This is a genomic window from Pedobacter foliorum (genome assembly GCF_013266735.1).
Classification (GTDB): Bacteria; Bacteroidota; Bacteroidia; order Sphingobacteriales; family Sphingobacteriaceae; genus Pedobacter; species Pedobacter foliorum.
Genome location: NZ_JABSNU010000002.1, coordinates 263,975 through 281,145, shown reverse-complemented (window position 1 = coordinate 281,145; position 17,171 = coordinate 263,975). Strand labels below are relative to the sequence as shown.

Below are 17,171 nucleotides of genomic sequence, written 5' to 3'. Positions count from 1 at the left end.
CAACTTAACTAAATACAAACCTAGTTTACTTTGAGGTTAAGTTGAAAAGCAATTAAATACTTATATCTCTAATCGAGTTAAACTGTATAACATGGCTTCAAATCGCTCAAAAAACATCCATCTGGAGAATCTCCCTGTAGGTGTAAAAATTAAACTCTCAGCCTTATGGGCCTCAGTAATGTTCTGTTACGTTTATGGCGATTTTTTCTCTCTGTTTGTTCCAGACCGCATACAGAAATTAATTGATGGGCATTCGGGCGTAGGCACAACAACGCCATATTCTTTGTTGGCTTTTGCTATGTTAATGACCATACCAAGTTTAATGATCTTTCTTTCCCTGGTGTTAAAGCCGAGCATAAATCGTTCGGCAAATATTGGGATTGGAAGTCTTTTTACCTTGATTATGATTCTGATATTGTTTACCACAACTAGCAAATGGATGATTTTCTACAGTTACTTAGCACTTATAGAAATTATCTTAACCAGCTTAATTATTTGCTATGCCTGGAAATGGCCTAAACAAACGACCACTAACTAACCAAATACCATGAATCCAAAGATAGATGCAAACAAAAAAACCGCACGAATAGCCGGAGCTATTTATTTGGTAGTAGTACTCACGGGTATGTTCAGTCTTGCCTATGTCCCTTCTCAACTGATTTTTTGGAATGATGCTGCAAAGACACTTCAACATATCACCTCATCCCAACAACTATACCGAATGGGAATTGCTAGCAGTATGATCTGTTATCTAGCCTTTACATTATTGCCAATTGTGTTATACAGGCTGTTACGACATGTCGATGAGAATTACGCTAAATTAATGGTCATTTTCGCTTTGATTAGCGTCCCTATTTCATTGCTCAACCTGCAACATAAATTTGATGTACTTTCAATCATCAGTGGTGCTGATTATCTTAAAGATTTAAGCCAGCAACAACTCCAATCGCGTGTTTTATTTTCTCTTGAGAGCTATGATAGCGGGTTATTAATCGTTCAGATTTTTTGGGGACTCTGGTTATTCCCCTTTGGGTATTTGGTTTATCATTCTAAAACTCTCCCTAAAATTTTAGGTGTTTTCCTTATGCTTGGATGTTTTGGCTACCTCATAAATGTATTGGGACGAACCGCTTTACCTAATTACGGTGAATTTGGTTATGCCAAATATGTAACCTTACCAGCAAGTATAGGCGAAATAGGAATATGTTTGTGGCTTTTAATTATGGGGATAAAAACTAATGTAAAAGATTAGGTTAAACAACATGAATTGAATTACTTACTTATAAAGTATACCTCGCTTATTTTGTTGTCTTTTAACTTGTAGATAGCTATAGCTTCCATTGAAGCACCTCCCGTTAATCCAGTTACTTTTTCATGATCAATAATCGTATTACCAAGAACTGTTCTGTTTACAATTTCACAGTGTAAATTTGGAGTTTCCTTAAAGAATTTCCCATAAACTTTAGTCATATAATCCTTACCTTCTCCAGACAGCTTATTCGGAAAGCTATAGATTTTGATATCATCACTATACGTACTTAAAAAAGCTTCTAAATCCCTCGTATTGTATGCAGCAAGTTGTTCATCTACCAAAGCTATGCCTAGAGATTCTATACTTTTTACTTCAGAATTAGTATTTGATTTTGTTTGAGCTAAAGCAACTGTAGAAAAAGAGAGTAATGCGATTAAGATTAGGTTTTTCACGTTTAATGAGTTGTATAAAATTGGACTTGAGCCATAAATATACGCGATATTCGCTTAAATACAAGCAAAGTTAGCTTTGTTGCATTTGCTGCTGAAACGAAATTATAGTGAATTCTGCCGGCCGCATAATTGCTACCCCTACAGTTATGATTATTTTGCCATCCAATATATCTTGTGGCGTCATAGTCACGCCTAACCCAATTTTCACGAAAAACGCTTGTTCAGGTTTAGCTCCAGCTAAACCTCCTTGTTTCCATACATTTAAAAAAAAATTATTTATTATACTACTTAAAGTTATCCATGTACTGGAGACATTAGGCTCAAATACATATGCTCGTGCTACATTTTTAATAGATTGCTCTATCATGATCATAGTACGACGCGTACTGATGTATCTCCAATCAGATGAGTTCCCCTCAAGCGTACGCGCTCCCCATACTAAAATGCCTCTCCCTGTAAAATATCGGATTGCATTTACAGCTTTACCATCAAGTGGAATATTGAGATCTTCCTGATCTTCAGAAGATATATTAACTGCAGTGCTAATCACATCTACCAATCCAACATTTGCAGGAGCTTCCCATACTCCTCCTGTAATATCCACCATACTATAAACACCCGCCATAGCCGCTGAAGGAGGCAAAAGATTAATCTGCCTTTGCATTTCTTTAATGATTAACGAATAAAACGCACTTTGTTTATACAACTCCTTGTGAGCAGTATCCAGTACTATTTTATCTGTATCCGTACCTATTACGTCGATGTAATTTGCAAGATTAGGGTCGCGCAATTTAAGAACAGCTTTGAATTTCTCAACATCCTCATTTGAGATATTGGCAAAAGATATTTCCTCTTTGCCAACCACCGAGGTATTAAGCCAGGGATAATAGGCAGCCCCATAGTTGAGAAATTCTGTTCCTATCTGCTCCCTGAACTTGGCAATTACATCTCCCGAAGGATCTATTCGATCTTTGTAACCGTCGTAAATATCCAGTATAGCTACTCTACTTTGAGTACTTCCGCAATGCTTTAAAGCTGCCTTTTGTATTTCATAGCAACTTTGAGCGTCTTGCAGGCAAACAGCTTCAGGAATAACTATCATTGTAGGTTCTTGCTCTTCTAAAAGCGCATCAATTCCACCAATAAGTTTATCGCCATTTAAATCATCGGAGTAGCTTCCGACAGATACGATATAGCAGGTACCAGTACCGCCTCCATTTGCAAAGAAAAGCTTAAGGTTGTAATACAAGTTAAACCTATCGGTACGTGCAACACTACAATCCTCTGACTCAGTAAAGCTAAACACCGTTTTAGGCGCTTCCCCAAAATATGTTTCAAATTCCAAAAGTGTACTTATCCTAAATGGTGTATTCGATAGAGACGTGGTTCCATTTATGGCTTTTTCTGTGTAACCAATAAAGGCTGGCACTGCTGTAGAAACTGCTACTATAGAATTAGGAAACACATTCTTTTCTGCAATATATACTCCAGGCGATTTCTTTACACTCATAATGATTGTAGTTATTTAAACTTACTTTTTCTATTAAAGATAGCTATTTTCTTATGAAGCACTATCAGAGAATCATCTGAATTTACGGCAGTTTATTTACTTAAAAACTAACCACCCCTACCAGACAACCATTTAAGAAAAAGAGGGGCTCTTTCTTTACTAATCGTAATACTCTCCTTTACTACTACTGAAACGCTCAAAGATAATTTACGAGAAAGCAAACTGGATGCATTAACAACTGCTTTCCTGTTGACCAGGTATTGACGATTTACCCTAAAGAATTCGCTCCCTACAATATCTTCCAGTTCTTCCAAACTTTTACCTGGATAATAAGTTAATTTATCAAATGTAAGCAAATGAACAACCTCATTTTCCAGGTGGAACAAAGCAATATTTCCGATGCTAACAGGGATGATTGTATCCTTAAAATGTATGAGTAAGGCCTTAGTAGTTGAAGTTTTGAGATCTGAGAACAAGCGCCTAACCGATTCATACTGCTGTATGATTCCATCTTGTTTAACTTGTGTAAGATTCTTGAATTTTTGCAATGCCGCACCAACTGACTCTTCGGTAAAAGGCTTAAGTAGATAATCAATACCATTAACTTTAAATGCATTTAGGGCGTATTCGTCATAAGCGGTACAAAATATAACAGGAACGTGGAGATTACTCAAAATCTCGAAACTTAAACCGTCTCCCAACTGAATATCACTAAAGATTAGGTCAGGCTTGGTATTTGATTTAAACCAGGCTTTACCTTCCTTTACAGACTTTAAGACGGCCACAATCTCCACCGCAGGATTGACAAGCATTATAGTCTGTTTCAGGTCTTCGGCAGTAAGCCTTTCGTCTTCTATTAATACTACCTTCATAGCGCTAATATTTTTATTTTCACTGTAAAAAAAGAGTTATCAGCACTTATTATGATGGCATCTTCACCAAGCAAACGATAACGCTCAGCCAGATTTAGCAGGCCTTGCCCTGTTGACGTCTCTTTATAACTCCTCGGTTGTAAATTATTTGACACCAGTAGGTAGCCATTTTCGTCTTTAATTGTAATCAATATCGGAGACTCTTCTGTCAGACTGTTATGCTTCAATGCATTTTCAACCAGTGGCTGTAAGGAAAAAAAAGGCAGATAGCCCTTTTCGATATGCTCTTGAGAAATATCAATTGCATATTCCATTGCAGTACCAAAACGTATACTTTGCATTTTCAAGTAATCCAGACAAAACTCAAGTTCGTTTTTTATCAAAGTAGTTGTAGTAGTTTGGTTAGAGATTGACACCCTTAAAAAATTAGCTAGATGTACCAAATAATTTTCACCTTGCTTAAAATCATTTTTATAAAGTGATTTGACTGTATTCAATGCGTTAAACAAAAAATGGGGATGAATCTGTTGCCTCAGTAACAAGTTGGCCGTTTCGCTCATATTAGCTTTTAACTGTAAATTTTCAATTTCAGTTTGTGTTTTTCTTTGCTGCAAAATAACCAGGTTCTGCAGCACAAGTATCATTGTATTCAAAATCCATATGGAAAGAACTGCTAATGCGTAAGACTGGTAAAGATTTGGCCCCTCTCCCTCCCATTTTTGTCCTGTTACTACCGAATATAAAGTTTTTACCAAAACCCACACCAATACCACACACAAGTAACTAGAAAGGTAAAATTTCGGCTTTTCGACTCCAAACAAACGCAACAGGCCCAAATTGCAAAAACCTGTAATTGCCATAAACAAAAAAGTCTGCACAAATCGGAGTGTCGCTCCCGAAATATCGTGAGTAGAGGCTACTAGAAAAACAGCAACTAAAACAGACGACATTAAGGCTATAATGCAGTTCAGTACCATTAAACTCTTATAGGGTATTTGGTTTTGCATATGATAAAAGTAACAATAAAATCCCGGCTACTTTTCGCAACCGGGATGCTTTGGTAGAATGATACTGTATTTATTTAAACGTATAAAACAGGCTAACTTGTGCATTGTTATTTTTGAAGTTGTTCCTTGATCCGGAAGCATCAAAATTACCCACTTTAGACAGTCCATAAATATATCTTGCTCCTATACCTAGTCCCATTTTAGATTGAAATCCTATACCTCCCGTAGCAGCAAAATCCAGTTTCTTGGCAAAGTCACCTCCTGCTAGTCCTGCCACATCTTCCTTTACCTTAAAGCTGGCCTGAGTACCGGCTTCAGCATACAGACCAAAATTAGTTTTGTACCTAAATAGCACCGGCACTGAAACGTAATACAGCTTAATATCCTGCTTTCCAAATTCATTGTTATTACTTTTCGCTCCTACTGCCGAGAACAGAATATCTTCTTGTACTGAAAAGTTTTTGCCTAGTTTAAAAGCAACTGTACCTCCTGCATGAAAGCCTACTAAAGGGTCAGTAGCAAAACTAGCATCAGTAAAATCGCTGTAATTGGCCCCAGCTTTTATGCCAAATTCCAAACGATTTAACAAAACCTGAACAAAACCTTCACTTTTGGTTTGACCAAAACTTTTAACAGATAGCAGAACCAGGCAGATCAATATTAACTTCTTCATTTTTTTTATTTAACTAATGGTAATTGTTTTAATTATTACCAAAATTGAATAATTAATCCTCTGCCCTAAAGGAGAACCTACGGGAGACAGACAAACTGAACAAAGAAGCGGAAATTGTGACCTTAAAGATTTCCCTTCTTCAATTCGCTAACTGCAAAATCGCAGGCTCTTGCGGTTAATGCCATATAAGTCAACGAAGGATTCTGACATGCAGCAGATCCCATACTCGAGCCATCAGTTACAAAAACATTTTTCACTTCGTGCATCTGATTCCACTTGTTAAGTACTGAGGTCTTAGGATCATGTCCCATTCTGGCAGTTCCCATCTCATGGATTGCCATACCCGGAGCTGAGCCATTGTCAAAAGTCTGAACATCCTTTAGTCCTGCTGCTTCTAACATTTCAGCCGCATCATTCATCATATCAACACGCATTTTACGTTCATTATCTTTAAACTCGCAATCAATAGCCAACACATGCTGCCCCCATTTATCCTTTTTACTTTTATCTATATAAACGCGGTTTTCATAATAAGGCAGCGACTCTCCAAATCCACCCAATCCCATTTCCCATGCACCTGGAGTAGTCATCTGCTCTTTAAAGTCTGCACCAAAAGCCATCTCAGCAACATCTGCATGCCAATTACCACGACTTCCTCCCCCCTGATAGCCAAAACCTCTTACATAATCCCGTTTATCATTCCCCATATTTCGGTATCTTGGAATGTAAATTCCGTTAGCCCTTCGTCCATAAGTATACTTGTCATCAAAGCCCTCAGCTTTCCCTTTAGCGCCGCAGCGGAAATGGTGATCCATTAGGTTGTGCCCCAGCTGCCCGCTACCATTACCTAGTCCGTCAGGAAATTCATCGGAAACAGAATTTAACAAAATGAATGTTGTTCCAAGTGTTGATCCATTCACAAATACGATTTTAGCGTAATACTCCGTCGTTTCCTTGGTTTCAGAGTCAATCACCACTACACCTTTCGCCTTTTGACTTTCTTTATCATAAATGATACTGTTTACCAAAGAAAAAGGACGTAAAGTTAAATTACCAGTAGCTACAGCAGCCGGAAGTGTTGAGGATTGCGTACTGAAATACGCCCCAAAAGGACAACCGCGACTGCAAAGGTTACGATACTGACAAGACCCTCTACCTCCATGAGGAACAGTTAAATTGGCGGTGCGACCAATGGTCATGATTCTGGATTTATTCCATTTAGCCTCAATGCGTTTTTTAACTTCCTTTTCTACACAATTCATCTCCATCGGAGGAAGAAAATGTCCATCAGGCAATGCCGGCCAGTTCTCTGCCTGCCCACTAATACCCACAAACTTCTCTACGTAATCATACCATGGAGAAAGGTCTTTATAACGGATCGGCCAATCAACCCCATGCCCGTCTTTCAAATTGTCTTCAAAGTTTAAATCGCTAAAGCGATAGCTTTGTCTGCCCCACATTAATGATTTTCCACCTACATGAAAACCGCGATACCAATCAAAGCGTTTAACCTCAGTGTAAGGGCACTCTAAATCATTTACCCAAAAACTTTCATTAAATTCTGTATAAGGATAATCCCTTTTCTGAATCGGGTGCGTTTCTTTCTGTGCTTCGGTAATCTTGCCACGATGCTCAAACTCCCATGGCTTTTTCATCGCCGTAGTATAATCCTTAATGTGTTCAATGTTCCTGCCTCTTTCAAGAAGTAAAACTTTCAACCCTTTTTCCGTTAACTCTTTTGCAGCCCAGCCACCACTAATCCCCGATCCTACAACAATAGCGTCGTATGTATTTTGCGCTGTTGCTTTAATATTTAAGTTGCTCATGATTTAATAATAAAAGGTTTACGATGCCCAAACACGTTGACCGGGCTTTAAATCTACACAGCCATCATAACGACCGGGTATCTGGATGTACTCATAGGCCTGGGTAGCACCAATCTTTGAAGTAAAATATCCTAGTAAAGTCAGATCTCTGACAATTGAGAAAAACCTGGGTACTGTTTTCGGTTTTTCCTTAGGCAGTATATCATTCGCTACATCAGGACTTTTCTGTTGCCCCAATGTTTCCTGCTCTGTTTTAATTGCAGCAAGGGTTTCTTCCCTGAGTTTCCCCAATAGCTCGGTGCGTTGCTCTTGAGAAAGTTCCAGGAAAGATTTACTAAACTGATCCCTTGCTTGCTTTTCTAATTTATCCAGACCTTCAACAAAAGCCTCCTGGGCATCCTGAGGATAGCAATCTTTTACCATCAGGGCAATAAATGGCCCTACACCAGCAGCCTTAGCTCCGGGAGAACTAGTATCAGGAATAATGATATCCGAAATTTCTGTGATCAGTTTCAACTGGTCATTGGTAAATAAGTCAATATTAGTTGCAGTAGATGGTGAGTTACATCCTCCAAGGAAAACCCCAATTGTTGTAGCTGACAATGCGCCTCCCATCAGGAAAGCAACATTTCTTATGGCTTCTCTTCTGTTCATATTTAGTCTTAAGATCTATGATCAGCCCAACAAGCCTTTTACATATTTTAAACTCTGAGTAATACTCTCGTAAGGATCAATTTTGATAATGTCCTGCTCAACAAAGAGGTTTTCCAGGCCAGATAGTTTAGCTTGGGCCAAAATACTTTTATAGTCAATTCTGCCAGTACCCACTTCGGTATAAATAGATTTGTCGGCCCTGTCCATATCCTTTACATGCCACATTTTAAAACGACCCGGATTTTCCTTAAATAAAGTCAAAGGATCATAGCCAGCATTAATAAGCCAAAAGATATCCAATTCAAAACCTACCAGTGACGGATCAGTTTCTTTAAGCAGTGTCTGATAGCCAGTAAGCCCATTACCCTGATCTTTAAACTCAAATGCATGATTATGGTAAGCAAGTTTAAGCTGATGTTCTTTACATAGTTCACCTGCCCTGTTAAACTTCTCTGCCATGTGTTTATAGTCATCGATGGTACCGGATGTTCTGATTTCTGTTGGCATTGCCGGAACCACGAAGTACTGCTGACCTACAATAGCCGCAGTTTCGATATGAGATTTCAGCACATCCTCATTTCCATCTGGCGATAAATAAGCCGTTACATTATAATGCCCACTTGGAGAGCTCATTTGATTGGCTTCCAGCAAGGCACGAAATGCTTTTGCATCCAAGCCCCAAAAACCTTCTGCCGCGTACGCACCAGGATAGCCATAATAAGTCTCAACCGTATTATAACCAATTTGAGAAACCTTTGAAATAACGGCTTTTACATCTTTTAAAAGCAACTCTCTTAAGGTAAATAATTGCAACCCGATTTTGTGTGAGCCAATCTGGCTACCCATATTGCCCATTGTAGCAGCAATGGCCGACTCGCTCAACATTGCCGCCATAGCAGCCATGCCCAATTGCTGTAGAAAAACTCTTCTGTTGTTCATATAGTTATTGAATTAGGATTAGAAATAACATTAAAAAAAGGGCCGGACGATTCAGATCCGACCCGGGTATTACTAGAAGGAATAAGCTAAAGAACCCCAGAAAGTACGTTGTAATAACGTTCTTCCGATAGATAGTGTACCAGGTGCGATGGTAGAAAAATCACGGAACTGATCGCCTCTAACATCCCCTTCGGTAAGCACTCTTGCATTCAGCAAATTGTCGGCCCACAACCGAACATCAATCTGTTTGGTAATCTTGTATCCGGCACCACCACGCATAATGAGATATGCAGGTAATTTATAACTATCACTAGGTGAAGTAAATCTACTGCCTACATAATTTCCTAAAACGTACAGACTGGCTTTTCCAAACTCATAGTTCAAGGAAAGTTCAGTATTCACAATAGGTACTCTTTCTGTTCTCTTTCCTGTGAAACTGTACACCTTATCTCCAAATTCGGCCATAACTGCACTATTAGATTTAGTAGAAGCATCATAATCAGTGTATTTAGAATCCTGAATTGTTCCGGTAAACCTTACGGTTAATGGCTTAAACAATTTGTAAGACACTTCATACTCTGCACTCCAGGTACGGGTTGAACCAAAAGCAATTAGAGCCTGCTGACCAGCAGCTGTTGTAGGTACATTGATTGTTAGCGAGGTATTTTTGATTGCAGAATAACTTCCTGAAGCAAAAATAGCCAGGTCATTTTTTGCATACTTATAACCCAATTCTGCCAGATAAACCGGACGATCTTTAATATTCGCCGGATTATAGGCCGTCGCATTGTAATCACCAATATTTGGAGCATTATAAGCTTTGGTAACACGAGCAAACATACTCGCTGTAGCACTGATTTTATAATTTGCACCAACAGAAGCTGCCCAATTGGTGATGCTTTCATTGTAAGGGGTATAACCTGCTATTGTTGGCTTAGAAGCAGCGGTATAGTTAGGTGTTCCATCTGCATTAAAGGCATAAAAAGGACGCTTACCTTCAACATGTTGGTTGTCAACACGTACCCCAACATCCAACCTGAATGCTTCACTTATTTTCAGTTCGTCACTGGCATAAATTGATAAAGTTCTTGTATCACCAATTACAGTGGTTTTGGTTTGCGGTGTTCTTTCCTCATCTGTAGGATTAAGCAATAAAAGGCTCGGATGTTCCTTAAATTCAGAATAAGACCTAAAAGCATAACGTAAGTCATCTCTATTGTACTGATGTATCCCACCACCAATAGCTAAACTATGGTTTTTAACCGTTTTCTTAAAGTCAAGATAATTGATTACCTGAACATCCCTGTTCATCTGTGCTCCAACTGAACTGGTAATCACCTGATCTCCGGAATTAAATGCTGCCGGACTACCATCAGGATAAAAGTAAGGAGTTGCAGCACTGCGTGCTTTTATCCCCGCAGGTATAGAGAATGCACTGTTTGTAGCTGTTTTCTGATAACGGAAATTGTTAACAATTTGCCATCCGTTATCGGTTAGGTAATTAAACTGAAAGCCACCTGAGCCCAGTTTGGTATGCATCCCATCGCTCAGGTTAAAATTAAACGAACCGGCATTAGGATCAGTATAACTCCATGCTGTCTGAATTGGGGTAATAGATTGCGTAACCATATCATATGAACCGTACTTTCTTGGTTTTCCGGTTCCATCATAAGGATAATAGCTGGTCAACATCCATTGTACTTTATCATTCAGGTATTTACCAAAAACACGTACAAACCCCTTATTGTTATTAAAACTAAAGGTCATATTACCTTTAATCTGCCCACCTGCATTGGCAGGAGAGAAACCAGGATCAACCACGCCATTGTCTGTACGGTAAAAGCCCCCAATGTTGTACTTTATGTGATCATTAATTTTACCTCCTGTATTGGCATCGGCACGATACAATCCCTGCGACATCCCTGTGGTAAACTTAAATTGTCCATATGCCTTTTCTGCTCCTGCATAACTGATATTGTTTACCACGGCTCCAGGAGTATTTGCTTGTATAATTGATGCATTTCCTCCCCTGATTGCTTCCACGTTCTGAATGGTCAAGTCAGTTTTATAATACTGATCTATAGATGGATTAGAGTTAAAACCTGTAGGCAATAAAGGCAATCCGTCTTCCTGTATCCCCAGAAAAATGTATCCACCTTGTTGAGGGAATCCACGCACCCACACATTTCCCGGACCATCTCCTCCTGTACTTTCTACAGTTAAACCAGGGATGGCTTTTAGCAGGTCAATACTATTTAGGGGAGCCCTATTGTTGATGTCTTTATTACTGATAGAAGTAATTGCGACACTCGACTCTAGTTTCTTTTTTGGATTACCACCACCAGTAACCACTACCCCATCCAGCTGCAACTGATCTTCAGAAAGGGAAACAAGTACTGGCTTACTGATTTCAGTACTTGTAATACTCACATCTTTAGTAATGTAACCGATATAAGTAAAGGTGATCACATAGTTATCTGCATTGGGTAGTTTCAAAGAAAAACGACCATCCTGATCAGTAAGTGTACCCACAGTTGTTCCTTTAACCAACACACTTACTCCCGGAAGACCATTTCCCTTACCATCAGATACGACTCCGGAAACAACTCCATCCGCAGCCGCCTTACTTACAATTTGTAATTCCGGTTCGCTTTCGGCAAAAAGCAGAATCCTATCGCTGATCAGTTTGTAGTTTACATGATATGGACTTAGCAGCCGGTCTAAAAAGCTACCTAATTTTTCTTTATCCGCAGTAACGGAAGTTTTTTTACTTGCTTTAATTGACTTTGTGCTGTAGACAAACTTTACGTTGGTTAGCAACTCAATTTGCTCTATGATAGATTTAAAATTCTGTTGATCTGCTTTTAAGGACACACGTTTATCTAATATCCCCTGAGCCTCAGAGGTTTTAGCAGACACTGTGCAGGTTAATAATGTAATGGCTATTATTTGGTATATCGAAAATTTCATTGCATAAATTGCTATAGAAATAAATGACTTTTGTTTCATAACTTTGGTTATTGTTCATTAATAAATCGGATTAACTGGACATAGCAATACCATTATACATTTTACGATGTATTTTAAATCGACCGGCAATGGCCCACATTGCCGGTCTTTTTATAGGGTATTAAATCAAAACTGGTATGCGAGTTATTTTAAGGAGAGTCTTTGGTAAAGCTTTTTTTCATGACTGTTTAATTTACGTTTGGTTATTTGGTTAATTGCAATTATTCGCTGTAATAGATATTTCGGTTCCCTTAACGGTATAAGAAGCTGAAATGGATTGACAAATTAAATCCAGCTGCTCGTATAGCCCCTTATTGTTAATATCACCGGTAAATTCACATTTGCTCGTTTCCGGATCTTTAAGATTTATGGTGATCCCGTAAACTTTTGATAGCAATTCAAAAATCTCTGCTAAGCTCGTTTCAGAGAATTTTAAATTGACTGCTGAAGGCGTATGATTTAAAGTAGCCAAAGGAAGAGGTTTATCCACCAAAGTTTTCTGTATTTGTTCATGCTGTTCGTCAAACACGGCCTTTTGGTTAGGCGTTAACAACACTCCATCAACTTTCTTTTTCTTGAGGAAGTGGAACAAGTTTCTGCAAGTATTCTCGTTCACTTCTACTTTACCGGTACTTACTGCAACTTGCCCAGCTTCACCTCTAACAAAAAAACTAGTCCCCAATACCCTAACCCTTAACTTGTTATTAAACACATAAAAAGGCTGCTTAGGATTTTTGGTAACCGAGAAAAAGGCATCTCCTTTCAGATAAACCATTCTTTTGTCTTTACTGAAAGTTGCAGGAAAAATAATACTGGCATTAGGTTGCAACGTCACCACAGAGTGATCATTCAATTCAACCTGAAGTGTTTTGGTACTTGTGTTGGTTTTACTGATTAGTGTGCTTTCACCATTATCCTTTTTAAAGGCAGCCTCAGCATTATTGTAATTATAAGCATATAGAGCAGAACAAGCCAGAACGATCCCTATAGAAGCAGCCACCGCTATCTTATACCAGCTAATGCTGCGGCGGATAGGTTCTTTCGTTTGCGGCATATTCCTGAATAACTTGTCGGAAACACGCGCACTCATATTAGAAAGATCAGTAGAACTTAAATTTACCTGGTCTTGCTCACCTAAGGATTCATACCACTGTTCCACGAATATTTTCTCGTTTTCAGTGCAATGCCCCTGCTGATACCTGCTAAGTAGATCTAAAAAAGATGTCCTGTTCATGAACAATTATATTTGGTTAATAATTGTAAGTAACGCAACTTGAGTCAGACCCTAGCCTGGGTGCATACTTTTTTTCACAAAAAAGATAACAAACTGATTTACAGAAACAAAAAAGCTAAAGAAATAAATAATAATGCTTTAAATAAGCCCTAATAAATTTGATGGATCTGGTGATATGGTACTCCACCGTCTTTTCTGAAATCTTAAGATCCGTTGAAATGTTTTTGGTAGACTGATGCCCAAATCTACTCAATCTAAATATTTCCTGAGTCTTATCAGGAAGTGAGCTAATCCCTTTTTCGATAATAGCAGATAAGTCATTTACCTCAATCATGCTAAAAATCTCTTCTTCGCCGCCAGAATTGTTTTTCGAAAATGCCAGGTACTTATTCTCCATTACCTGCGATCTGATGTAATTGATTACCGCATATTTTAAAGAGCCCATCAAATAATGTCTGGCATCCCTAACCATCAACTCTTCCCGCTTTTCCCAGATGGATATAAAGATATTCTGCACTATGTCTTCTGCAACAACTTTATCTCTTACTTTATTATAAGCTGCCTGAAACAAAAGTTTACTGAATTTTTCGTAAATCTCCTTATAAGCCTGCTCATCGCCGGCTTTAAGACGTAAAAATAACAGGTCATAACTTTCTGTTTCTTCGCTCATACATAATTTACATGTTTAAACGTAAATATAACAATAAACACTAATTTCCATAATAATCTACTATTTCTATGGATTTTATTGCAAGTAATAAAATATATTATATATTTGCAGAACTAAATAACTGTATACCACCTGTAATCAAATGAAAAGAGATTTACATTTTGCAAAAATGAAAAGAAAAATAGCTAAAGAAGACATGTACTTCCTATTAGACTGTTATTGTTGTTGCTGATTCAGGCCTCTGTAATCGCTACCAAGAACTAACGTTTACAAATCCAATTAACAAATTTTAAAATACACCTATAGAGGATGTCAAAAAACATCCCCATGGACCTGCTTTGCATTTTTTTTCGCAGGTAATAACCATAATAAACAAACAAAATGACCGCGCATAAAGCCAAGTATTTAACTGCGCATAACCAAACAAATATTTTAATATTAAAATCATGAAAAAAAGTTTACTTATTCTCTTCTCATTTCTACTCACAGCGAGCGTCGCGTTTGCCCAAAGCACGGTAACGGGAATTGTAAAGGGAGCCAATGGTGTTCCTGTACCCAATGCAACCGTACTTATTAGAGGTACCAAAATCAATACATTTGCCAATGATAAAGGCGAGTTCAGCATTACTACAGAGCAACAGCCACCCTTCTATCTTCAAGTTAGCTCGGTCGGCTATAAGGCTCAGGATTTTCAGGTTCTGAAGTTTCAGGATACTCCTTTGGAACTGACCTTGGTTGAAAATGCTCAGCTAGACGAAATAGTTGTAACTTCTAGAAGACGTTCTGAAGTTTTACAGGATGTACCTATTGCAATTACTGTTATCGGTGGTCAGGCTGCAGAAAACGCAGGAGCTTTTAACGTTAACCGTTTAAAAGAGCTGGTTCCTTCTGTACAGCTATATGCTTCAAATGCCAGAAACACCACACTTAACATCAGAGGACTAGGGTCAACATTTGGCTTAACCAACGACGGTATTGATCCTGGAGTAGGTTTTTATGTAGATGGAGTTTACCAGGCTCGTCCGGCGGCTACCTCAACAGATTTTCTTGATATTGAACAGATAGAAATTCTGCGTGGCCCTCAAGGTACTTTGTTTGGTAAAAATACAACCGCAGGTGCCTTTAACATCACTACTACAAAACCAACACTGATTCCAACAGCAAAAGTTGAATTGAATGTTGGAAATTACAACTTTATACAAGCAAAAACATCGGTTTCAGGAGCTGTTGCAAAAAATCTGGCAGCAAAGTTAGCCATATCAGGCACGCAAAGAGATGGTACAATTTTTAATACCAGAGAACAACGCAGATACAGTGGCCAAAACAACCTTGGTTTTAAAGGTCAGTTATATTATACCCCGTCAGATAAATTACAAATATTGTTAAGCAGTGATGTAAGCATTCAGCATCCGGCAGGTTATCCATTGGTAATCGCTGGCGTAACTACTACAGAAAGAAGCGCTTACCGCCAATATGCCAAAATCATTACCGATTTAGGATATCAGCAGCCTAAAATAGATCCTTTTTCAAGAGAGATCAATACCAATACACCTTGGAAACAGGATCAATCAATTGGTGGTATATCCTTAAACGTAGATTATAAAATAGGAAATGGAACACTTACATCTACTACTGCCTGGAGATTCTGGAACTGGGATCCTACAAACGACAGGGATTTCTCAGAAGTGGCTGCATTAACCAAATCACAAGGTAACTCACGTCATGATCAATATTCTCAAGAAGTTAGATACGCGGGTGATATCGCCGAGAAAGTAAGTGGTGTGATCGGTGTATTTGCACTTGCTCAAAATTTGAAAGGTCTGTCGCAGACCGAAGAGGTGGGTAAAGATCAATGGAGATTTGTACAAACATCTGCGACCGGTGCTCAGGCAGGTTACACAACCCCTGGTCTGTTAGATGGCTTTGGTATTAAAACCAATTCAACCATCAAATCTTTAAGTACTGCAATTTTTGCACAGGCTGACTGGGAGTTTGTAGAACACCTGCACGTTTTACCTGGTTTAAGGTTTACTTACGACAAGAAAGATGTTGATTACGACAGGGTAACTTATGGTGGTCTGCAAACTACCGATCCTGCTTTACTTGCCCTTAAAGCGCTAGTTTATAGCAATCAGAAATTCAATACCAGCGTTAATAACAATAATTTATCTGGTAACGTTACATTATCGTACCGCCCTAATCCTAAGTTAAATGTTTATGGAACTTTCTCTACTGCTTATAAACCAGTGGGTGTGAACGTAGGTGGTTTGCCAACTACCAGTACCGGAGAAGCAGATTTATCTCTTGCTGTAGTAAAACCAGAATATGTTCAGCACTATGAGTTAGGTATTAAAACAAAGCCTCTTAAAGGTGCTATTGTAAACGTAACCGCTTTTAATACAGATATTAAAGATTACCAAACCAACGTACAATCGCCTCAATTGGGTGTAAACAGAGGTTACCTTGCCAATGCAGAAAAAGTGAACGTAAAAGGTCTTGAAATAGATGGTAGTTATCAGTTAGAGCGTTTCTTATCTGTAAATGCGGCTGTAGCTTACCTTGATGGTAAATATAAAAAATTCACCAATGCACCACTTCCTTTAGAAGAAACCGGTCATACGGAACTTGTTAATGGTACTGCTACTCAAGTAGCGTTTAAAGATGCCTCAGGAGGCAGAATACCAGGTATCTCTAAATGGAATGCTTCAGGTGGTGCAGAATTGAGCGCTCCTGGTAGAGTAGGTAGCAGAGATGGTAGATTCTTTATCGCTGGGGATGTTAGTTACCGTTCAGAATATTCTTCGAACCCAACACCTTCAAAAGTGTTAAATGTTGATGGCTATACACTAGTGAACGGAAGATTAGGATTCAAATCAGACAAAATCTCCATTTTTGGTTGGGTTAGAAATATTGGAAATACTAACTACTTCGAACAATTGCAGGCAGCAGCCGGAAACTCTGGACTATATGCAGGTGTACTTGGCGATCCAAGAACTTACGGAGCTACGGTGCGCTACGCGTTCTAAACTGATTTTTCTAAGCTAATTTTCAACACTCATCGTCATCCTGAATT

General features: G+C 38.6%; 14 protein-coding genes. 3 read left to right on the top strand and 11 right to left on the bottom strand.

Features of this window, described 5'->3' with window-relative positions; genetic code table 11:
• Positions 1 to 91 precede the first annotated feature (91 nt).
• A complete protein-coding gene (locus HQN83_RS04980) occupies positions 92 to 538 on the top strand; it encodes a DUF6326 family protein (RefSeq protein WP_173089236.1) in 447 nt (148 codons plus the stop codon).
• 9 nt (positions 539 to 547) lie between these two features.
• Positions 548 to 1,252, top strand: a complete 705-nt coding sequence (locus tag HQN83_RS04975) for a DUF4386 domain-containing protein (protein ID WP_217277329.1) — start codon at positions 548 to 550, stop codon at positions 1,250 to 1,252.
• 20 nt (positions 1,253 to 1,272) lie between these two features.
• On the opposite strand, the gene HQN83_RS04970 is transcribed toward HQN83_RS04975, so the two are convergent.
• The 11 genes from HQN83_RS04970 to HQN83_RS04920 form a co-directional block, all read right to left on the bottom strand.
• Complete coding sequence (locus tag HQN83_RS04970; protein ID WP_217277328.1) at positions 1,273 to 1,704, bottom strand: nuclear transport factor 2 family protein; 432 nt, start codon at positions 1,702 to 1,704, stop codon at positions 1,273 to 1,275.
• Positions 1,705 to 1,774: 70 nt separating this feature from the next.
• On the bottom strand, positions 1,775 to 3,214 hold the full coding sequence (locus HQN83_RS04965; protein ID WP_173089235.1) for a phage tail sheath family protein: 1,440 nt from the start codon (positions 3,212 to 3,214) through the stop codon (positions 1,775 to 1,777).
• A gap of 107 nt (positions 3,215 to 3,321) precedes the next feature.
• Positions 3,322 to 4,086, bottom strand: a complete 765-nt coding sequence (locus HQN83_RS04960; RefSeq protein ID WP_173089234.1) for a LytR/AlgR family response regulator transcription factor — start codon at positions 4,084 to 4,086, stop codon at positions 3,322 to 3,324.
• Positions 4,083 to 4,841: a sensor histidine kinase gene (locus HQN83_RS04955; protein WP_173089233.1), complete on the bottom strand. Its 759-nt coding sequence runs from the start codon at positions 4,839 to 4,841 to the stop codon at positions 4,083 to 4,085. The genes HQN83_RS04960 and HQN83_RS04955 overlap by 4 nt, the downstream gene beginning before the upstream one ends.
• A gap of 322 nt (positions 4,842 to 5,163) precedes the next feature.
• Positions 5,164 to 5,766, bottom strand: coding sequence for a porin family protein (locus tag HQN83_RS04950; RefSeq protein ID WP_173089232.1), 603 nt, complete (start codon positions 5,764 to 5,766; stop codon positions 5,164 to 5,166).
• 122 nt (positions 5,767 to 5,888) lie between these two features.
• Positions 5,889 to 7,592 (bottom strand): GMC oxidoreductase, encoded by a 1,704-nt coding sequence (locus HQN83_RS04945; protein WP_173089231.1) that lies wholly within the window; start codon positions 7,590 to 7,592, stop codon positions 5,889 to 5,891.
• Positions 7,593 to 7,610: 18 nt separating this feature from the next.
• Complete coding sequence (locus HQN83_RS04940) at positions 7,611 to 8,246, bottom strand: gluconate 2-dehydrogenase subunit 3 family protein (RefSeq protein ID WP_173089230.1); 636 nt, start codon at positions 8,244 to 8,246, stop codon at positions 7,611 to 7,613.
• Positions 8,247 to 8,267: 21 nt separating this feature from the next.
• Entirely contained in the window at positions 8,268 to 9,185 is a 918-nt protein-coding gene (locus tag HQN83_RS04935) for a sugar phosphate isomerase/epimerase family protein (RefSeq protein ID WP_173089229.1), read from the bottom strand.
• Between the two features lie 72 nt (positions 9,186 to 9,257).
• Complete coding sequence (locus tag HQN83_RS04930) at positions 9,258 to 12,194, bottom strand: TonB-dependent receptor (protein WP_173089228.1); 2,937 nt, start codon at positions 12,192 to 12,194, stop codon at positions 9,258 to 9,260.
• 211 nt (positions 12,195 to 12,405) lie between these two features.
• Entirely contained in the window at positions 12,406 to 13,428 is a 1,023-nt protein-coding gene (locus HQN83_RS04925; protein ID WP_173089227.1) for a FecR family protein, read from the bottom strand.
• Between the two features lie 115 nt (positions 13,429 to 13,543).
• The gene (locus HQN83_RS04920; protein WP_173089226.1) at positions 13,544 to 14,098 is read right to left on the bottom strand and encodes a sigma-70 family RNA polymerase sigma factor; all 555 of its coding nucleotides are present in this window, start codon (positions 14,096 to 14,098) and stop codon (positions 13,544 to 13,546) included.
• Positions 14,099 to 14,544: 446 nt separating this feature from the next.
• Between HQN83_RS04920 and HQN83_RS04915 the strand changes: the two genes are divergently transcribed.
• On the top strand, positions 14,545 to 17,124 hold the full coding sequence (locus tag HQN83_RS04915; protein ID WP_173089225.1) for a TonB-dependent receptor: 2,580 nt from the start codon (positions 14,545 to 14,547) through the stop codon (positions 17,122 to 17,124).
• Positions 17,125 to 17,171: the final 47 nt, after the last annotated feature.

What these genes read in the sequence shown, in the direction of transcription:
- HQN83_RS04980 (WP_173089236.1), top strand. Translation starts at nt 92, where the DNA reads ATGGCTTCAAATCGCTCAAAAAACATCCATCTGGAGAATCTCCCTGTA.
- HQN83_RS04975 (WP_217277329.1), top strand. Translation starts at nt 548, where the DNA reads ATGAATCCAAAGATAGATGCAAACAAAAAAACCGCACGAATAGCCGGA.
- HQN83_RS04965 (WP_173089235.1), bottom strand. Translation starts at nt 3,214, where the DNA reads ATGAGTGTAAAGAAATCGCCTGGAGTATATATTGCAGAAAAGAATGTG.
- HQN83_RS04960 (WP_173089234.1), bottom strand. Translation starts at nt 4,086, where the DNA reads ATGAAGGTAGTATTAATAGAAGACGAAAGGCTTACTGCCGAAGACCTG.
- HQN83_RS04950 (WP_173089232.1), bottom strand. Translation starts at nt 5,766, where the DNA reads ATGAAGAAGTTAATATTGATCTGCCTGGTTCTGCTATCTGTTAAAAGT.
- HQN83_RS04945 (WP_173089231.1), bottom strand. Translation starts at nt 7,592, where the DNA reads ATGAGCAACTTAAATATTAAAGCAACAGCGCAAAATACATACGACGCT.
- HQN83_RS04940 (WP_173089230.1), bottom strand. Translation starts at nt 8,246, where the DNA reads ATGAACAGAAGAGAAGCCATAAGAAATGTTGCTTTCCTGATGGGAGGC.
- HQN83_RS04935 (WP_173089229.1), bottom strand. Translation starts at nt 9,185, where the DNA reads ATGAACAACAGAAGAGTTTTTCTACAGCAATTGGGCATGGCTGCTATG.
- HQN83_RS04930 (WP_173089228.1), bottom strand. Translation starts at nt 12,194, where the DNA reads ATGAAACAAAAGTCATTTATTTCTATAGCAATTTATGCAATGAAATTT.
- HQN83_RS04925 (WP_173089227.1), bottom strand. Translation starts at nt 13,428, where the DNA reads ATGAACAGGACATCTTTTTTAGATCTACTTAGCAGGTATCAGCAGGGG.
- HQN83_RS04920 (WP_173089226.1), bottom strand. Translation starts at nt 14,098, where the DNA reads ATGAGCGAAGAAACAGAAAGTTATGACCTGTTATTTTTACGTCTTAAA.
- HQN83_RS04915 (WP_173089225.1), top strand. Translation starts at nt 14,545, where the DNA reads ATGAAAAAAAGTTTACTTATTCTCTTCTCATTTCTACTCACAGCGAGC.